Genomic DNA, 17,435 nt, shown 5'->3' with positions numbered 1-17,435 from the left:
GATGAGGAGGACGGATCGTAGGAACTGGGCCTGGCTGCCGGGGCGGCTTCGCTTCCGGGTGCTCGGACTGATCGATGCGGTGGCGCTGTGGGTCCTGGTCGCCGTCCTGACCGGGGCCGGTGCCTGGTGGGGCGTGGACACCTACCAGCAGCACCGCGACTACTGCACCGAGAATCAGGAGCTACGGCGCGTGGACGCGGGCGCGGACGCGGGCGAGGAGTGCATCGGCGTCACGGCCGAGGCGTACCCCTTCGCCCCGGACCTCGACGACGTCCTGGGCCGGATCGAGGACGAGAACAAGGCGGCACGGGATTCGGGCAGGCCGGTGGTGAGCGTCGCCGTCGTCATGCCGTACACCTCCAGGAGCCCCGGCGCGGCCATGTCGAAGGACCTGATCCGGCACTCCCTCCAGGGTGCCTACCTGGCCCAGCGCGACCACAACAACGGGCCCGTCAGCGGCGGGCCCGCCATCCAGCTCCTCTTCGCCAATGTCGGCGAGGATCTGAAGCAGTGGCGGATCGTGACCGACGCACTGGCCGCCCGGACCGACGACGAGAGCCCCCTCGTGGCCGCCATCGGCCTGCCCAACAGCGACAACTACACGCTCGAGTCCGTGAAGTACGGACTCGGGGCCGACGAAATCCCGGCCGTCAGCGCGGCGCTCAGCTCCGGCGACATGGAGAACCGCTACCTCTTCAAGGTCTCGCCCTCCAACGACCAACTCGTCGACGCCCTCAAGCGCTATGCCACGGATCCCGCGAACCAGGTGAACCGCGAGAAGACGTTCATGATCGCCGACGAGCGGGAGGACAACTACGTCGCAAACCTCAGCCTTGTCTTCCGCCGGGAGTTCGGCGCGCAGTACGGCATCACGGACAACGAGGTGGGGCGGCTGACCGAGATGTACAAGGGCCGGAAGGGGCCGCCCGACGAAGGCGAGCCGCAGATCTTCGGGCGGGCCGTGTCCGCGATGTGCGTGGCCGACACCAGTACGGTGTTCCTGGCCGGCCGTGACGCGGACCTGTGGCCCTTCCTGAAGGCGATCGACAGTCAGCCCGCCTGTGTCCGGGATCCGGACGAAGGGCCGCTGCGCATCCTGCGCGTCAGCACGGGCCGCGACCCGGTCACCGAGACCGCCGAGATGCGCGCGATCGCCGACCGGAGCAACATCGAGATCGTGACCGCGGCCGCCGTGGACGCACCCCGCTGGCTTGCCGCCAGGAGCGGTGACGAGCAGGTCCCCAAGGCCTTCGCGCCCTTCGCCGACTCCTACGACGGGTCTTTCGACGAGGAGAGGCCGGACGCCCTCAACGACGGCTACGCCGTGATGTACCACGACGCCCTCACCGCCGTGGGCACCGCCGTGGCCGCGGCCTCGAGCAGCGGCAGCGACTCGGTGAACCGGGGCGACGTCTACGACGAACTGCGCCGGGGTAGCCCGGGTGGCCACTGCCCCGCGGGCTGCGTACCGGGCGCGAGCGGCGTCTTCACCTTCGACGACGCGAGCATCGGGAGGGACGAGGGCACCCGGCACGAGGTGGCGACGGGGCTGTGGCCGGTGTGCAAACCGGTACCCGTGGTGACCTTCCCGAAGGAGCTGCGCAGCAAGTCGCCGCTCTACCGGACCTATGAGGAGGAGGGGGAGAACACCTGCCCGCCGCCGTGATCCGGCCTGATCGGGCGACGGGCGCAGCGGATCCGAGCGTGGCTCCCCGTGGCCGCCCCGCGCGCGTTAGGTTGTGCGCGTGCGATTGAGAGTGGAGTTCACGACCGAGCCCTTCGACCTGGACGAACCGCCGGCGCACGCCCTGGTGGCCCGCGAGGTCATCGAGGCGGCCGAGCTGGACGCGGTGGACGTCGGGCCGTTCGGCAACACGGCGGAGGGCAGTGCCGACGTCGTGCTCACCGCCGTGGACACCCTGATGCGCAGGGCCCTGGAGGCCGGTGCCACCCGGATCTCGCTCCAGGTCAACGTGACCGGGGAGGGCGAGAAGTGACCGGCGCATCGGACGAGCCCTTCATCACCGCCGTGAAGCCGCTGGTCGACGCGATGGGCGGCGAGCTGCTCCCGCCGGACGAGGCCGGCCCCGACGACGTCGTGCTCTCCTGGGAGGGCGCCGACATCGTCGCCGTACGCCTGCCGCAGCTCGCCGACTCCCTCGATCACATTCTGACCGCCATGGAGCGCAAGAAGGGCAAGCCCCTGGCGGAGCTCGACCGCAAGGCCAAGCAGGAGGTCGTACGGCTACTCGAGGCGCGCGGCGCCTTCCATGTGCGGCACGGCGTGGAGACCGTGGCGAGCGCGCTCGGGGTGAGCCGCTTCACGGTCTACAACTACCTGAACCGGGACACCGCGGCTCGGGAGACAAAGCAGCAGGTCAAGCCCGACGAGTGAGGCTCGGGTGCCGCTCGGATCGACTGCTTCCACCTGCTTCCCGGTCGCGGACGGGAGGGACCGGCCGGTGAACGGCCGCCGCGGCCGGGCACGGCCGCATACGGCGTGCCCGGCCGCGGCTGTCAGCGGGCCGTCACTGACAGGGCGACGAGCCGGTCCCACACCCGCGGCTGGTACCTGTGGATGACCGGGCGCGGTTCACCGTCCGGCCATGCCGTCCGCCGCCGCGAGGTGCGGTACGTCGGGCGCACGCCCCGCCAAGGGCTCGGCGGACGGCTCCGGTGCCGCGGTCGGGGTCATCGGGCGGCCAGGGCCGGATCGGCGGGGGCGGGCCGGGCGAAGGTCCGGTCGCAGTAGACCAGTGGCATCCCGCCGCCGGTGTGGGCCGCCTCCGCGCGGCCGATCAGGATGCTGTGGTCGCCGCCGTCGGCGATGTCGTGCGTCGAGCAGGCCAGCCGGGCCGACGCCCTGGGCAGACCGGGCAGGCCGAGTTCGCACGGGGCCATGTCACCCGCGGCGAACCGGTCGGTGCCCGACTTGGCGAAGCGCAGGGCGACATCGGACTGTTCCTCGGACAGCACGTTGATGAGGAACCGATCGGCCTCGAGGAACGCCTGGTGGGTGCTGGCGGCCTTGTCCAGGCACACGAGGACCAGCGGCGGACTGAGGGACAGGGAGCTGAACGAACTCGCCGTGAACCCCCAGGACTGCCCCGACGGGCTGACGGTGGTGACGACGGTGACGGGGCCCGGGACACGGGCCAGGGCCTGGGTGAAATCGGTGGTGTCGACAGACATCGGGTCTCCACTCCTCCTGGTGGTCGGCCGTACGCGGGGTCAGACAAGTGCGGGGCTGGCGTCCGGCGTCTCACCTCCGTCGGCCCGCGGTGCGGCGCCCGCTCCGCCGACTGGCCGCACGCTCGGCTCGGCCTCCAGCCAGACACCGCTCGGCGTGCCGAAGACCGGGTCGTGGCCGCGCCCGTCGTAGATCACCTCGCCGCGGCGCACGGTGACGTCGGGGCGTCCGGTGAAGGTCCAGCCCTCGTAGGCCGACCAGCCGCACTTGGCGTGCACGTCGGCGGCGGACATGATCCAGATGGCTTCCGGGTCGAAGAGGGTCAGGTCGGCGTCGTATCCGGGCGCGACACGGCCCTTGCGTCCGGCGATGCCGAACAGCTGGGCGGGCCGCCGCGAGCTGAAGTCGGCGACGCGGGTCATCACCTCGTCCAGAGGCATCTCCGGGAACCGGCGGCGCATGCCCGTGAAGACCGCGGTGACCAGTTCCTGCACGCCGGGCAGTCCGGGCGGCGAGTCCTGTACGGACCTCGACTTCTCCTCGATGGTGTGCGGTGCGTGGTCGCTGCCGATCGTGGCCACCGCCCCGTCGACCAGGCCCCGCCACAGCCGGCTCTGGTCGGCGACGGTGCGGATGGCGGGGCTGAGCCGGATACGGGCGCCCAGCCGCTGCGTGTCGTCGGCCGAGAACGACAGGTGATGGGCCGTCACCTCATGGGTGACGGGCAGTCCGGCGTGGTGCGCGGCCCGCAGCAGTTCGGACTCCTCGGCGGAGGAGACGTGCACGACGTGCACGGAGGTGCCGTGCCTGCGGACGAGTTCGATCACCTTGGCCGCCGCCACGATGCCGCCGCTCCGGGGCCGGGAGGGCTCGTAGTCGCCGTATCCGGCCGGGGGACCCAAGAGGTCGTCCAGGAGGGAGAAGACCGCGTCGTCCTCCGCGTGCAGCACCAGCCTCAGGCCGCGCTGCGCGGCGATCGCGAAGATCCGGTCGAGGACCAGCGGGTCCCGGATGACGTGCGGAGCCGTGTGGTGGCCCGTCATGAAGACCTTGACGGACGTGGCCTCGCGGGGGGTGAGCCGGTGCAGGTTCTCCACGGTGGACTCGGTGACACCGAAGTGGAACCGGTAGTCCACCAGCGACTGGCCGTCGATCAGCGCGGCCTTGCCCTCCGCCTCGCCGGGATCCGTCAGCGGCGGCTGGGTGTTGGGCATGTCGATGACCGTGGTGACACCGCCGGCCGCCGCCGCACGGCTTCCGTGGGCCCAGTCCTCCTTGTACGTCAGACCGGGCGTCCGGAAGTGGACGTGCGAGTCGATCGCGCCGGGCAGCAGGTAGCGGCCCTGGGCGTCGAGGGTACGGCGGGCGGGCGGCGCGGCCCCGTTCGCGGTGACCGCGGCGATACGCCCGCCGCGCACGGCGACCCCGCCGTCGACCACCCCCCGTGGGGTGACCACCCGCGCGTTGGTGATGTGCAGATCGAATCCGTCGGCCGGCACGGCGCCCGGCCCTGTCGTGGTCGAGGTCATGTTCTCCGCCTTGCTGTCGTTCACCGGGCCCATCCCGCGCTCACCAGGTCCCGGCACAGATCGTTGGTCGGGCCCATCAGGCCGACGGCACGTGCGTCGCGTGCCAGCTTGTTGAGCTGGTGGCCGCGCAGGAAACCGGCGCTGCCCAGCAGCCGCAGGGCCTCCTGGCACACCTCCTCCGAGACGGTGGAGGCTATGACCTTGCTGTACAGCGTCGTGGTCCCCGGGTCGTCCGCGTCCTTGCGGCCGGCCCGCTCGACCAGGGCCCGCGCCGCCTCGACCCGGGCGCCGAGGTCGACGAGCCGGTGCCGGGCGGCCTGCTGCCGGGCCAGGCCCCGGCGCTCGGCGTGCGCCATGACCAGGCGGTAGGCGGACTCGGCGATGCCGGTCGACACCGCGCCGAGGGTGGCGCCCGACTCGCGGACACCGGCGATGATGGACGTCGCCCGGCCGACCGGGCCGAGGACGGAGCCGGAGTCCACCGGGCATTCGTGCAATTCCACGAAGCCCGTGGCGGAGGCGCGCATGCCCACCAGGTCCATGCCGGTGTCGGCGACCAGCCCCGGAGTGCCGGACTCGACGAGGAAGAAGGTCTGCCCGTCGCTGCCGTAGGTGCTGTCCGTGTCACCGGGCTCGGAGGACTGGGCGAGTACGAGGTAGAGCTGGGCGATCCCGGCTCCGGTGGTGAACGTCTTGGCGCCGTCCAGCACCCAGCCGTCACCGCTGCGCCGGGCCTTCGTCGACAGGTTGCGCTTGTCCGCTCCGGCGCCGCTCTCGCTCCAGGCGGAGGCGGCGATCCACTCGCCGCTCGCCAGCAGGGGGAGGTAGCCGCCCCGCTGCTCGGCGGACCCCCACTCGCCGATCCTGGCGCTCACCGCGTAGTGCTGGAACAGGATGATGGCCAGGGACGGGTCGGCCGCCGCGACCAGTTCGATCAGCCGGTTGGTCAGGACCGCGTCACCGCCGAGGCCCCCGTGTTCCACCGCGATCGCGGCACCCAGGATCCCGGAGGCGCGCAGGGCCGCGAAGACCTGCGGCGGCAGTGTCCCGGCCTCGTCGGCCTCCGCGGCCTCCGCGCGGACGACGTCCAGCAGCGGGGCGTAGCGCTCGGCGAGCTCCTCGTGGGAGGGAACGGGCGTCAGACTGTCAGTGGCAGGCATGCGGAGTCCTCCTGGTAGCGGTAGTCGCGCAGCGGGGTGATGTCCGCCGGGCTGGTGAGACGGGCCAGCTTGCGGCTGACGCTGACCCACTGGAGTACGTCATCAAAACCGTCGCCGGAGCCGTCGGACGCGGGGGTGACGAACGCCTTGGCGGCGGTGCCGCCGGAGGCGGTGGCGATCTCGACCACGCTGTCGTTCAGCCCGGCCTGCCGGGCCAGCCGCGCGGGCAGCGCACCGGGGACGCCCGCGGCCGCCGCCAGGCAGATCGTGCCGGTCAGGGCCACGCTGGGGTGCCATTTGGGCACGGACACGGCACGCACCGTCAGGCGGCCCGGCTCGTAGGCGCCGAGTGCGGCGACCTTCGGGAAGGCTCCGCTGCGGGGCCAGTGGAGCAGGTCGGCCGCGGCCTCGCGGATCCGCAGCAGGAGCTCGTACACCTCGTCGCCGGCGCCGAAGAGCTCCTGCTCACCGGTGATGCCGAGCTCCCGGGCATCGACGAAGACGTACGGGTTGCCCATGGAGACCAGCGACGCCTCGTACACGCCGGAGTCGGTGGGTAACTGGTCCGTGGGCCGGCCGGTGAGCAGCAGGTCCCGCATCCGCACGCCGGCGTCCTGGAGGAAGTGCACCGTGAAGCTGCCGCTGCGGCGCCGTGCCTCGTCCACCTCGCAGACCACGTGGTCGCCGTTGTTGAGCACCCGCACCCGGACCCGCCCGCCGGGGGCGAGCCGGGGCAGCCAGCCCCGCTCCTCGGCGCAGACCACCGAGGCGAGGATGGAGTGGCCGCAACTGCCCCGGAAGTCGAAGCTGTCCAGGGCGTCGGGCAACGCCTGGACGAACCGGTAGTCCAGGTCGAACAGCGGGTGGTCGGACGGGGACACCAGCGCCATCTTGAGGACGTGCGCCTGGCCGTTGCCGGCCAGCCACTCGCGGGCCACCGTGAGCACGGGACGCAGTTGCGCCTCCTCGCCCGGCAGCCGTGTGGCGTCCAGTACGACGGTGGGAGTGGGGGCGCCTTCCACGTGCGCTATGTGGCCGATCACTTCTGCCCCTCCAGAGTGCGTTGGCCGGCGGTCACGGACGCGGGCGGTCCGCAGAACTGCTCGAGCCACAGCTCATGGACCATCAGCGACCAGATAGCCATGGCCGCCTGGTCGTTGGGGGCGCCGGCCTGGGTCTCGAAGAGGGCGTCGACCCGCCGCGGGTCGAGCTGGCCGCGGCTGCGCAGCCGGTCGGCGGACAGCGCGTCGCGGGCGAAGTCCATCAGCGGCTGGCCGGGCCGCAACATGGCGGTGACCGGCAGGGTGAACGGCTGCTTGGGACGGTTCAGCACGGAGTCCGGCAGCATGCCCTCGGCCGCCGAGTACAGGACCTTCTTGCCCTTGCCGGGCGCGATCTTCAGATCCCGCGGCAGGGAGCGGGCGTACTGGACGACGCTGGGCTGGCAGAACGGCAGCCGCGCCTCCACGGAGGCCGACATGCTCAGGTGGTCGACGCGGCGCAGGTGGTAGGCGGGCAGCCGGCTGCCGATCTCGAAGTCGGTCAGGACCTCCAGGGTGTCGCCCGACGCGGCACGCAGGTGCTCCGCGATCAGGTCGGAGGACGATCCGCTGGCGGAGACGAAGGCGCGGTACTCCGGGGAGTACAGGGATTCGCGCAGGGACTTCGGCACGGCGGCCAGCGCGTCGACGTACGGCGTCACCCAGTCGGTGCCGAACGGGGCGCTCACCGCCTTCCTGATGCGGTCGTAGCCGCCGAACAGCTCGTCGGCCGCGTCTCCGGTGAGGGCGACCTTGAAGCCCGCGTCGCGGACCGAGGCGAACAGCGCGTAGGTGCTCAGAGTGATCGGGTCGGCGTTGGGCTGGCCCAGGTGCCAGACCACGTCCGACAGCAGGGACGGGAACGACGCGGGGTCGAGCTCGATCTGGTGGTAGCGCGTACCGCAGCGCTCGGCCACTTCCCGGGCGAACGCGCGCTCGTCCGACGGCCAGGTACCGCGGTAGGCGATGTTGAAGGTGTGGAGGTCACGGACCTTCTCCGCGGCCAGGGCCGTCACGAGGCTGGAGTCGAGTCCGCCGCTGGTGATGGTGGCGACGGGTACGTCGGCCAGGGTGAGCCGGTGCACCTCGTCCCGCAGCCGGTCGCGCACCTGCTGTGTGGCCTCCGCCTCGCCGGCGGGCGGGCCGGCGGCGCGGGTCACCTCGCGGCGGGTGATGTGCAGACCGGCCGAGAGGGTGACGCGGGCGGTCGCCGCGGGCGGCAGCACGCTGATCCCCTCGAACATCGTCTGCTCGCCGAACGGCGTCTTGGTCGCCAGATAGGCGTCGAGACCGGCGTCCCAGGGACGCGCGGCGACGTTGCGGAAGGACAGCAGTGCCGGCAGCTCGGAGGAGAAGTACAGGTGCCGCGAGGAGGCCTCCCAGTGGTAGTAGAGAGGCTTCATGCCGACGTCGTCGGTCGCGAGGACCAGGGTCGGCTCGTCGCGCAGGTCGACGAGGGCGACGGAGTACATGCCGTCGAGCTGCTCGGGGAACCGTGTCCCGTACTCGGCGTAGAGGGCGGGGATGACGGAGCCGTCGCAGGTGTCCGCGAAGCGGTGGCCCTTCGCGGAGAGCCGGTCCCGCAGCTCCTGGTGGTTGTAGATCTCGCCGTTGAACACCGCGACGATGTCCTCGCCCAGCCGGTAGGGCTGGTCGCCACCGTCGAGGTCCATGATCGCGAGTCGGTTGTTGCCCAGTGCCCATCCGGCACCGGCGGCCTGGGTCTGGGCGTCGGGGCCGCCGTGCCGCTGGAGAGCGGCGACGGACTTCAGTTCGTGGGGGGTCGCCTCGGCATCGAAGTGGCCGAATATCCTGCACATGACTGGATCACCGAACCTTTGGAAATGACTGTGCTCAGGGAGAACGTCGGTCGAACGGGTGACAGGCGCCTTGACGGCGCGTATTTTCTAGAGCTCGGAAGCCAGCTTTCCCCCCTTGCCCCAGTAGCTGGTCTCGACTTCGCGGATAATGACAGTGACCGCTTCCAACGGGCATTCGGCAATGCGGGAAACGGTGGAAGAAATCTCGTCGATCGCTTCTCGTCGTCCGTCCTCGTTGCTTCCGGACCACCAGTCGATGGTGACTACAGGCATGTGACTGTCCTTGCTACTGTGGGGTAATGTCGGAGGTGTGGGCGGCAGCGGCTCTGCTGCCTGCGACGGCGCGCGTGAGCAGGGGCTCTGTGAGGTGAAGAGAGAGGTCAGGCGTCGCACGTCGACTGGTATGACGCCAGCCTCAAAACCGCTGTGATCAGCGTGAATGTCATTGATCCCCCGGATTGCGCCGCGAGGTGTTCGTACGTCCTCGGGCTGTCTTTACTGCGCAGCGGCACTTTGGCTGCGAGGTCTCCCAGAAATAGGAGCGGTCATCGCGGAACGTCTGACGTTTGCCGCGCCGACGACAACACGGAAGCACATCGGCAGCACCGTCAGCAACCTGATCATGTCTCTTTTCCACGCCCTTTACCCGACGGTTTTCGGGCATGCGAAAACGGCAGGCCGGCCGCATTTTCGAGTCGGTCTGACGTGGGAAAGGCGATATGAAGTTTTCGCTGGGGTGCCCGGGCGGATCAGTGGGGCACGCATATGACGGCGCCAGGGCCGGACCGCGCACTCGGTGCCCCGGCCGTACGGGCGGTCCGCGCGCGGACGGCCCGTGGCATGCCTGGGCGGATCGCGCTGCCCGTTGCTGTGCCGAGGCCGGACGCGTCCCCCCGGAGCCGGTAGCCGTACGGGTGGACAGGGCGCGTACACGTCCCCCGGCGTGCCCGGAGTACGGGCAGTCAGGATGCGTACGGGCCGTGGCGCAGGTGGGCAGGGCCGTGCTGCCCGTTGCTGTGCCGAGGCCGGACGTGTCCCCCCGGAGCCGGTAGCCGTACGGGTGGACAGGGCGCGTACACGTCCCCCGGCGTGCCCGGAGTACGGGCAGTCAGGATGCGTACGGGCCGTGGCGCACGTGGGCAGGGCCGTGCTGCCCGTTGCTGTGCCGAGGCCGGACGCGTCTCCCCGAGCCGGTAGCCGTACGGGTGGACAGGGCGCGTACACGTCCCCCGGCGTGCCCGGAGTACGGGCAGTCAGGATGCGTACGGGCCGTGGCGCAGGTGGGCAGGGCCGTGCTGCCCGTTGCTGTGCCGAGGCCGGACGTGTCCCCCCGGAGCCGGTAGCCGTACGGGTGGACAGGGCGCGTACACGTCCCCCGGCGTGCCCGGAGTACGGGCAGTCAGGATGCGTACGGGCCGTGGCACACCTGGGCAAGGTCGCGATGCCGTGCCCTCGACGACAGGTGCGGACCCGGTGCCCCGGCGGAGACCCGGCCCTGGGGCCCGCGGCCGTATCGTCGCCTTGGACGTACCGCCGCACACCTCCGCGCCAGGGCCTGCCCGGACACGGCTGAGCCTGGCCCGGGTGGGCCAGGCTCATGGGGCGTCAGACGGTCTTGAGCTGTCCGCCGTCGACGACCAGGTCGGCACCGTTGAGGGCGCGGGTGCGTCCGTTCGCGAGCATGCGGACGACCTCGGCGACCTCCTCCGGCTCGGTGAGCCGGCCGGTGGTCAGGCCGGCGGCGGCCGGGAAGCCCTCGAGGAACTCATCGAGGCTCTTGCCCGAGGCGGCCGCCAGGCCGGCACCGAAGCCGTCGGAGTCGAGCCAGGCCGGGGTGCGGGTCGGGCCGGGGGAGACGGTGTTCACCCGGACGCCCTTCGGGCCGAGTTCCATGGACAGGGCCTTGCTGAAGTTGGTCAGCGCGGCCTTCGCGGCGCCGTAGTCCACGGTCGGCGGCTGGGGGCCGCGCGCACGGGCGGACGAGACGTTGACAATGGCGCCCTGACGCTCGATCAACTGCGGCAGCGCGGCGCGAACGGTGCGTACGACGCCGAAGAAGTTCAGCTCGAACGTGCTCTGCCACTCCGCGTCGTCGATCGCGGCGAAGCCGCTGGTCCTCGGCGAGAAGGCGCCGACGTTGTTGACGAGGACGTCGATGGCGCCCACACCCTCCTGGGCCTGCCTGATGAGTTCGGCCGGTCCCTCGGGCGTGGACAGGTCGACGGAGACGGTCAGGGACGCGGCCTCCTTCAGCTCGGGGGTGATGGTGCGCGCCGCGCCGACGACCTTGAAGCCGTCCTCTTCCAGAGCGCGGGTCACCGCGAGCCCGATGCCCTTGCTCGCGCCGGTCACCACAGCTGTCTTCACCGTCATCGGTTGAACTCCTAGAAATACGTGTCGGTAGGTACCCGGGAGGCCCCCGGGAGAGGAGCCGGTCCTGTGACTCAGCGGCCCCGGGCGTAGTGGTAGGAGGCGAGGATGATCTGCCAGACCACCTCGATCTCGTCGCGGTCGCGCGGTCCGAAGACCAGCTCGGTGTTCTGGATGGGGTGCGGGATGCCCCAACCGGCCTCGGTCACCAGCTTCTTGGTGTCCTCGGGGAGGGTGAGGTGCACGCTCCCGTCCTGGGGCGGGTGCTGGTGGGCGAACTCCCGGCTGTCGCGGATGAACGCGTCGTCCGGGCCGGTCCCGAACTCGGGTGCGAGGTGGATCGCGCGCGCCTCCGGGTACGGGACGTGGGTGGGAGCCAGATAGACCCCGCTCAGCGAGCGCATGCGCTGCCAGAGTTCCTCCTGGAGCGGAGTGGGGGCCACCTGGTCCAGCTGGCCGTGCGGGACGGGGCCCCTGGTACGCGGGGCGGGTCCCGGCCTGTCGGGAAGGTTCACGGGGGCTTCTCCTGTCGGGTGCTCAGGCGGCCTGTACGTCCGCGGACACACCCGCGGCGCGGTACAGGGCGGGATCGAAGGGGGTCGGGCCGCCGCAGGTGATGAACTCGGCGGTGTCCTGCCCGTCGCCGCCCGGCTTGCGGGCACCGTGCGGCACGCCCGGCGGGGCGAACAGCACGTCTCCGGGCTCGACGTCGTTCCACTGGTCGTACATGTAGAGCTGGCCGACGCCCTGGAAGGCGATGAACGCCTCCTCGCTGTCCGGGTGGACGTGCACGTTGAACGTCTGTCCGGGCTGCTGCACACCGCAGTGCAGGCACAGCCGGGGGCTGCCGGTGCCGGGCCAGAAGACGAAGTTCATGACGGCGCCCTCGCCCTCGGTGGGCGCCTCGCCGATGCCCGAGAAGCCGCGCAGCTGGACGTCGTCGTCGCTGAGTGCCCCGGCGAGCTTGGGCGAGGCCGCCCACGTCTCGCCGCCGTTCAACTTGGTGCGCCAGACGTAGGCCGTCATGCCTTCGTCGCCGGCGGCCAGTTCCAGGGTCTTGCCGGTGGGTGAGTAGACCGAGGAACCTCGCCCCAGCTGAAACCTTTCTCCAGTGACATCGCCATGGCCGGTCCCTTCGAGGACGACCACGGTGTTCTCCTCCTCGAAGGCCCACCCCAGCCGCCACGCGGCCCCCGGAGCGATCTCCACGACGTTGAGCTTGACCAGCTCGGCGCCCATGGCGGGTCCCACCGGTTCGGCGACGGCCCCCCAGTCGAAGGACGAGAACACGAACTCGGACCGCCGGATGATGCAGCCCTTGGCGTCGTTGGCAGACATGCGTTCCTTTCCCGAGCGGGCAGGGGTCGGCCCCGGGCCGGCCTGTGCCCGCTCGGCTGTGTACGGACTGTGCGGCGCTGGGGCCCGTCACTCGGGCAGTGCCGCCAGCGAGGTGTCGATGATCGAGGTGAGCAGGTCCCGGTCCGGGACGGAGATGCTCATCACGCGCAGTCCCTGCACCATCGTGGTGAAGAACGCGGAGATGCTCACCACGTCCGTCCCGGAGGGGAGCTCGCCGGATGCCGCGGCGGCGTGCAGGGCCGAGGCGAAGGCGGCCTGCGTCGCGCTCATCGCGTCATGTGCGATGCGTGCCGCCGTCGGGTCGTGCGCGGCCCGCTCGACGATCGCTCCGACCAGCAGACAGCCGGGGCGATCCTGTGCCGACAGCGAGTCCTCGACGCGCTCCGTCAACAGGTCGCGTACGACCTGGCGGATGGGCACCTGGCGGGCCAACTGGTCCCGCAGGCGCCGGTTCGTGACGTCGACATAGCGGCGCAGCGAACGTTCATACACCTCCTGTTTGGTCCCGAAGGCGGCGTAGAGAGAACCGCGTCCCAGACCGGTCGCCTCACACAGGTCCGAGACCGAGGTCGCCTCGAACCCTTTCGTCCAGAACACCTGCATGATCTTGAGCAGGGCCTCGTCCTCTGCGAAGCCGCGCTGTCTCGTCATGTCCCGAACGTAGGCAGCGCCGGACCGATCGGTCAAGAAAGCGGTCGCTCGGCAAGCTCTTGTTCAGCCAGTTCTCAAGAGTTTTGACGCGCAATATGGCTTTTATATGCATTTTGACTGTCTGAAATCTGGCCTCTTACTGGACCGATCGTCCCTGAATGATTAGCGTGACCGACGTATCGCTGGAGGATTCCGCGGGTCTACGAGCCCGTCGCACGGTCCGCCGCTCACTCCGGCCGCCCCCTCGCCGGCGGCCGCATCCCCCGGAATCGCGCGCTTCATCGCGGCATTCAGGCGTTCAGCGCCAGGTGGGGGACCACCGATGTGGCCCGACGTGCCACTCCGTAGCGCCTCGTGGGAGCTCCTCCTTCCGCCACGCCCGTTTGGAGCGTTCGCTGTGCCAATCGCACTCTTCGTACTCGGTCTGACGATCTTCAGTCTGGGCACGACCGAATTCATGATCGCCGGGCTCCTCCCGGAGCTGGCCCAGTCCTTCGGGGTCTCCATCCCCGCCGCCGGACTCCTCATCTCGGCGTTCGCCGTGGGCGCGGCCGTCGGCGCGCCGGCGGTGGCGCTGCTCTCGGCGCGGCTGCCGAAGAAGACCACCCTCGTCGTACTGCTCGTCGTGTTCCTCGCGGGCCAGGTCATGGCGGCGACCGCACAGACCTACGAGGTGCTCCTGGTGGCCCGCGTGGTGACCGCCGTCGCACAGAGCGCCTTCTTCGGTATCGGCGCCGTGATGGCCGCGGACCTCGTACCGCCGTCGAAGCGGGCGAGTGCCATCGCGATCATGTTCGGCGGACTCACCATCGCGACCATCGCCGGTGTGCCGCTGGGCGCCTTCCTGGGACAGGAATGGGGCTGGCGGGCCCCGTTCTGGGTCGTCAACGGACTGGCCCTGGTCGGGCTGATCGGCGTCATCACCCTCGTACCGCCCCACCGTTCCACCGAGGAGGCGAGCGTCCGCAGCGAGCTGGCGGCCTTCCGCAGCGGCCGGGTGTGGCTGGGACTCGCGACTACGGCACTCAGCCAGGCCGCGCTGTTCGGCTGCTACTCGTACATCGCGCCGCTGCTGACCGATGTGACGGGCTTCTCCGAGGGAGTCGTGCCCGTCCTCCTCGTCCTGTTCGGTGTGGGCACCCTCTGCGGCAGCGTGCTCGGCGGCCGGTTCGCCGACATGAACCTGATGCGCACCCTGTGGGTGGGCATGGTCATCCTCGGCGTGTCCCTCGCGGCGTTCTCCGTCACCGCGCACAACAAGGTCCTGATGACCGCCACGCTGATCGTGTTCGGTGTGGCCGGTTTCCTCATCAACCCGGGCCTGCAGACCCGGGTCCTGAACGAGGCCAAGGGCGCGGCGACCCTGGCCAGCGCCGGCAACATCTCGGCGTTCAACATCGGCAACGCGGTCGGCCCGTGGGCCGCCGGACTGGCCATCAGCGCCGGCCACGGTTACCTCTCGCCGAGCTGGGTCGCGGTGGCCTTCGCGGGTTGCGCACTGATCACGGCCCTGGCCGGCAGCACCGTCGACGCCGTCGAGCGCCGCCGCACGCCGGTGGCCGACCGGACCGCCCGCGAGGCACCCGCGACGCAGGCGGAGGCCGGGATCGCCGACGAGGTCCGGCCGGCCGCCGCCACCGCCGAGCGGTCCTCCCGGTGAGGAGCACACGATGAAGCCGTCGGCCCAAAGGGCACAGGTGCTCGTCGTGGGCGGAGGCCCCGTCGGTCTGCTGCTCGCCGCGGAACTGGCCGAACGCGGCGTCCACACCGTGGTGCTGGAGGCTGGGACCACACCGCGGGACGCCCCCCGGGCCGGCACGCTGCACGCCCGCACCGTGCAGACCCTGCTGCGCCGCGGCTACCTCAGCGTGCCGGACGCCACGGACCCGGGGGACCCGCGCGCACGGCGCTCCACCGGCTTCCACTTCGCCGGCCTGCCCCTACTGCGCATCTCGGCACCCACGGCCGAGGGCCCGCCCGTCCTCGGCGTCCCCCAGTCGGCGCTGGAGGAGACCTTCGCAGCGCGGGCCCAGGAAGCCGGTGCCGTCGTCCTGCGGGGCCACACGGTCTGCGAAGTGCGGTCGTCCGAGCGGTCGGTACGGGTCACCGCCCTCACCGGTGAGGGGACCCGCACCTTCGACGCGGACTACGTGGCCGGCTGTGACGGTGCCCGCAGTGTGGTCCGGACGCAGGCCGGGTTCCCGGTCACCGAGACGCCGGCGACCTTCAGCGGTCTGATCGGCAGCGTCCGGCTGGCCGAACCGGCCGCCGTCCCGGACGGCTGGACGCGCGGCGAGGGCGGCTGGACGCTGATCAACGTCAATCCGTACGGGCACAGCCGGGTCCTCACGCATGACTTCTCCCGGCCGCTGCCCTCGCGGCGGGAGCAGGTCACCCTGGCGGGGCTGCGCCGGGTGACGGAGCGCATCCTGAGCCGCGACGTGCCGATGGACCAGCCCGTCCACCTGTCGCGGTTCAGCGACTTCTCCCGGCTGGCCGACACCTACCGCAGCGGGCGCGTCCTGCTCGCCGGCGACGCCGCGCACATCCACGCCCCGCTGGGAGGCCAGGGGCTGAACACCGGGATCCAGGACGCGGTCAACCTCGGCTGGAAGCTCGCGTCGGTGGTCCAGGGCCACACCACGCCGAACCTCCTCGGCACCTACGGGGCGGAACGCCGCCCCGTGGCCGAGCGCGTCATCGCCAACACCCGGGTCCAGGCCTGGCTGATGGACCCGGGCGCCGAGGACGGTCCGCCGTCCGCCTTCCTCGCGGAACTCATCCGGGTTCCGGAGGCGGGCCGGCGGGTGGCCGACGAGATCAGCGGCCAGAGTGTGGCGTACGCCGTCCCCTCCTGCCCGCACCCGTGGGCGGGGCGGTTCCTGCCGAACCATCGGCTGGCAACCGACACCGGCGACCACACGGTGGCCGAACTGCTCGGCACGGGACGGCACTTGCTGGTGCTCACGCCCGAAGCCGAGGGCGCGCTGGACCGTACGGCCCTCGGCCGGCGGGACCGGCTGAACTCCGTACGCCTGCGCTGTGCCCCTCCGCCGGACTGGCCCGCCGAGGCCCTGCTGTGTCGGCCCGACGGTTACGTGGCCTGGGCCGCCGAGCCCGGCACGGCGACCTCGGCCGGTCTCGCCGAGGCCCTCACCCGGTGGCTCGGACCACCGGCGGCACCTGTGCCCGAAACCCTTCAACCTGGTCAGACGTCAGCCGCTCCGGACCCGACCCGTGCCCGGGCCGGGCAGGACAGAGGGAACATCCGCGCCGGGTTTCAGTACCCGGAATTTTCAACAAACTGTTGACGTACTCCTTCGGAGGGCGTTAGCTGGCGGCAGCCCGATCAGTACGAAGGCCGTTCGCGGCCACGGAGGCTCCCGTGACGTCGACTTCCGCGCCCCCGGGCCTGGCCTGGTTCAACGCCCTGGAGGAGCATGCGGCCTGCGCCGCACTCCACGAGGCGTGCGCCTCCACCGCATGGGCGAAGCGGCTGCTCGCCGCCCGCCCCTACGCCACCGCGGACGACCTCTACGCCACGAGCGACGCCGCGATGGCCGAGCTGACCGCCGAGGACCTCGCGGAGGCGATGGCCGGGCACCCGCCGATCGGGCGCCCCAAGCCGGGCGACCCGGCCTCGGCGCGGGAGCAGCGCGGCATGGCCGGCGCCTCCGAGGAGCTCAAGGCGGAGATGCTCGAACTGAACCTGGCGTATCAGGAGAGGTTCGGCCACGTCTTCCTCATCTGCGCCACCGGCCTCACCGGCGAGCAGATGCGCGACGCGGTCAAGGAGCGGATCGGCAACGCGCCGGAGAGAGAGCGGGAGATCGTCCGCACCGAGCTGGGCAAGATCAACCGCATCCGACTGGCCCGACTCGTCGAAGAGGACTGAGAGCAGCATGAGCACCAGCACCACCGCCTCGGTGTCCACGCACATCCTGGACACCAGCGTCGGCCGCCCCGCCGAGGGCGTCGCCGTCCGGCTCTCCGCCCGCTCGGGGCGTGACGCGGACTGGCGGGCGCTCGGCGGTTCCGCGACCGACGCGGACGGGCGGTGCAAGGACCTCCCGGCGCTGCCGGAGGGGACCACCCACGTACGGCTCGACTTCGTGGTGGAGCCGTACCTCGAGAAGTTCGCGAACAAGCAAGCCGATGCGCAGCAGGACGCCCCCGCGAATCGGGACAGCGGTGACGACGGAGCGTTCTTCCCGGAGGTGGCGATCACCTTCGCCGTCAAACCCGGCGAGCACTACCACGTACCGCTGCTGCTCAACCCGTTCGGCTACTCCGTTTACCGAGGGAGCTAGCAGACC

General features: G+C 71.1%; 17 protein-coding genes. 7 read left to right on the top strand and 10 right to left on the bottom strand.

The genetic code is table 11. The features are described from left to right. The first annotated feature begins 1 nt into the window (after position 1). The 3 genes from AB0I77_RS41425 to AB0I77_RS41415 all read left to right on the top strand — a co-directional run bounded on the left by AB0I77_RS41425 (position 2) and on the right by AB0I77_RS41415 (position 2,395). Complete coding sequence (locus AB0I77_RS41425; RefSeq protein WP_363288008.1) at positions 2-1,666, top strand: hypothetical protein; 1,665 nt, start codon at positions 2-4, stop codon at positions 1,664-1,666. A 79-nt stretch (positions 1,667-1,745) separates the two neighbouring features. Further along, positions 1,746-1,997 carry a hypothetical protein gene (locus AB0I77_RS41420; protein WP_363288007.1) on the top strand — a complete coding sequence of 84 codons (252 nt, stop codon included), beginning with the start codon at positions 1,746-1,748 and terminating at the stop codon, positions 1,995-1,997. Then, entirely contained in the window at positions 1,994-2,395 is a 402-nt protein-coding gene (locus AB0I77_RS41415; protein ID WP_363288006.1) for a helix-turn-helix domain-containing protein, read from the top strand. The genes AB0I77_RS41420 and AB0I77_RS41415 overlap by 4 nt, the downstream gene beginning before the upstream one ends. Positions 2,396-2,691: 296 nt before the next feature. Here AB0I77_RS41415 and AB0I77_RS41410 read toward each other — a convergent pair whose 3' ends face one another. The 10 genes from AB0I77_RS41410 to AB0I77_RS41365 form a co-directional block, all read right to left on the bottom strand. Next, positions 2,692-3,192, bottom strand: a complete 501-nt coding sequence (locus tag AB0I77_RS41410; protein WP_363288005.1) for a flavin reductase family protein — start codon at positions 3,190-3,192, stop codon at positions 2,692-2,694. A gap of 39 nt (positions 3,193-3,231) precedes the next feature. Continuing rightward, positions 3,232-4,743, bottom strand: coding sequence for a dihydroorotase family protein (locus AB0I77_RS41405; protein ID WP_363288004.1), 1,512 nt, complete (start codon positions 4,741-4,743; stop codon positions 3,232-3,234). Continuing rightward, complete coding sequence (locus AB0I77_RS41400) at positions 4,740-5,879, bottom strand: acyl-CoA dehydrogenase family protein (RefSeq protein ID WP_363288003.1); 1,140 nt, start codon at positions 5,877-5,879, stop codon at positions 4,740-4,742. The genes AB0I77_RS41405 and AB0I77_RS41400 overlap by 4 nt, the downstream gene beginning before the upstream one ends. Then, positions 5,858-6,922, bottom strand: a complete 1,065-nt coding sequence (locus AB0I77_RS41395; RefSeq protein ID WP_363288002.1) for a PrpF domain-containing protein — start codon at positions 6,920-6,922, stop codon at positions 5,858-5,860. Before AB0I77_RS41395 ends, AB0I77_RS41400 begins: the two co-directional genes overlap by 22 nt. Continuing rightward, positions 6,919-8,739: an asparagine synthase (glutamine-hydrolyzing) gene (asnB, locus tag AB0I77_RS41390; RefSeq protein ID WP_363288001.1), complete on the bottom strand. Its 1,821-nt coding sequence runs from the start codon at positions 8,737-8,739 to the stop codon at positions 6,919-6,921. Before asnB ends, AB0I77_RS41395 begins: the two co-directional genes overlap by 4 nt. Before the next feature lie 87 nt (positions 8,740-8,826). Next, the gene (locus tag AB0I77_RS41385) at positions 8,827-9,012 is read right to left on the bottom strand and encodes a tautomerase family protein (RefSeq protein ID WP_363288000.1); all 186 of its coding nucleotides are present in this window, start codon (positions 9,010-9,012) and stop codon (positions 8,827-8,829) included. 1,332 nt (positions 9,013-10,344) lie between these two features. Beyond that, positions 10,345-11,112 (bottom strand): SDR family oxidoreductase, encoded by a 768-nt coding sequence (locus AB0I77_RS41380; protein WP_363287999.1) that lies wholly within the window; start codon positions 11,110-11,112, stop codon positions 10,345-10,347. A gap of 71 nt (positions 11,113-11,183) precedes the next feature. Beyond that, entirely contained in the window at positions 11,184-11,624 is a 441-nt protein-coding gene (locus AB0I77_RS41375) for a luciferase family protein (RefSeq protein ID WP_363287998.1), read from the bottom strand. A gap of 22 nt (positions 11,625-11,646) precedes the next feature. Beyond that, positions 11,647-12,447, bottom strand: coding sequence for a cupin domain-containing protein (locus tag AB0I77_RS41370; protein ID WP_363287997.1), 801 nt, complete (start codon positions 12,445-12,447; stop codon positions 11,647-11,649). A gap of 87 nt (positions 12,448-12,534) precedes the next feature. Then, positions 12,535-13,119: a TetR/AcrR family transcriptional regulator gene (locus tag AB0I77_RS41365; RefSeq protein ID WP_363287996.1), complete on the bottom strand. Its 585-nt coding sequence runs from the start codon at positions 13,117-13,119 to the stop codon at positions 12,535-12,537. Between the two features lie 397 nt (positions 13,120-13,516). On the opposite strand from AB0I77_RS41365, the gene AB0I77_RS41360 reads away from it, so the two are divergent. The 4 genes from AB0I77_RS41360 (at position 13,517) to uraH (ending at position 17,429) form a co-directional block, all read left to right on the top strand. Further along, positions 13,517-14,779, top strand: a complete 1,263-nt coding sequence (locus AB0I77_RS41360) for a Cmx/CmrA family chloramphenicol efflux MFS transporter (protein WP_363287995.1) — start codon at positions 13,517-13,519, stop codon at positions 14,777-14,779. Positions 14,780-14,789: 10 nt separating this feature from the next. Next, positions 14,790-16,430: an FAD-dependent monooxygenase gene (locus AB0I77_RS41355; protein ID WP_363287994.1), complete on the top strand. Its 1,641-nt coding sequence runs from the start codon at positions 14,790-14,792 to the stop codon at positions 16,428-16,430. A 74-nt stretch (positions 16,431-16,504) separates the two neighbouring features. Continuing rightward, positions 16,505-17,014, top strand: coding sequence for a 2-oxo-4-hydroxy-4-carboxy-5-ureidoimidazoline decarboxylase (gene uraD, locus AB0I77_RS41350; protein WP_363287993.1), 510 nt, complete (start codon positions 16,505-16,507; stop codon positions 17,012-17,014). Between the two features lie 7 nt (positions 17,015-17,021). Beyond that, the gene (uraH, locus tag AB0I77_RS41345) at positions 17,022-17,429 is read left to right on the top strand and encodes a hydroxyisourate hydrolase (RefSeq protein WP_363287992.1); all 408 of its coding nucleotides are present in this window, start codon (positions 17,022-17,024) and stop codon (positions 17,427-17,429) included. The last annotated feature ends 6 nt before the right edge of the window (positions 17,430-17,435 follow it).

Source organism: Streptomyces sp. NPDC050619 (assembly GCF_040654815.1).
GTDB lineage: Bacteria > Actinomycetota > Actinomycetes > Streptomycetales > Streptomycetaceae > Streptomyces.
This window is presented reverse-complemented; position numbering and strand designations above follow the sequence as displayed.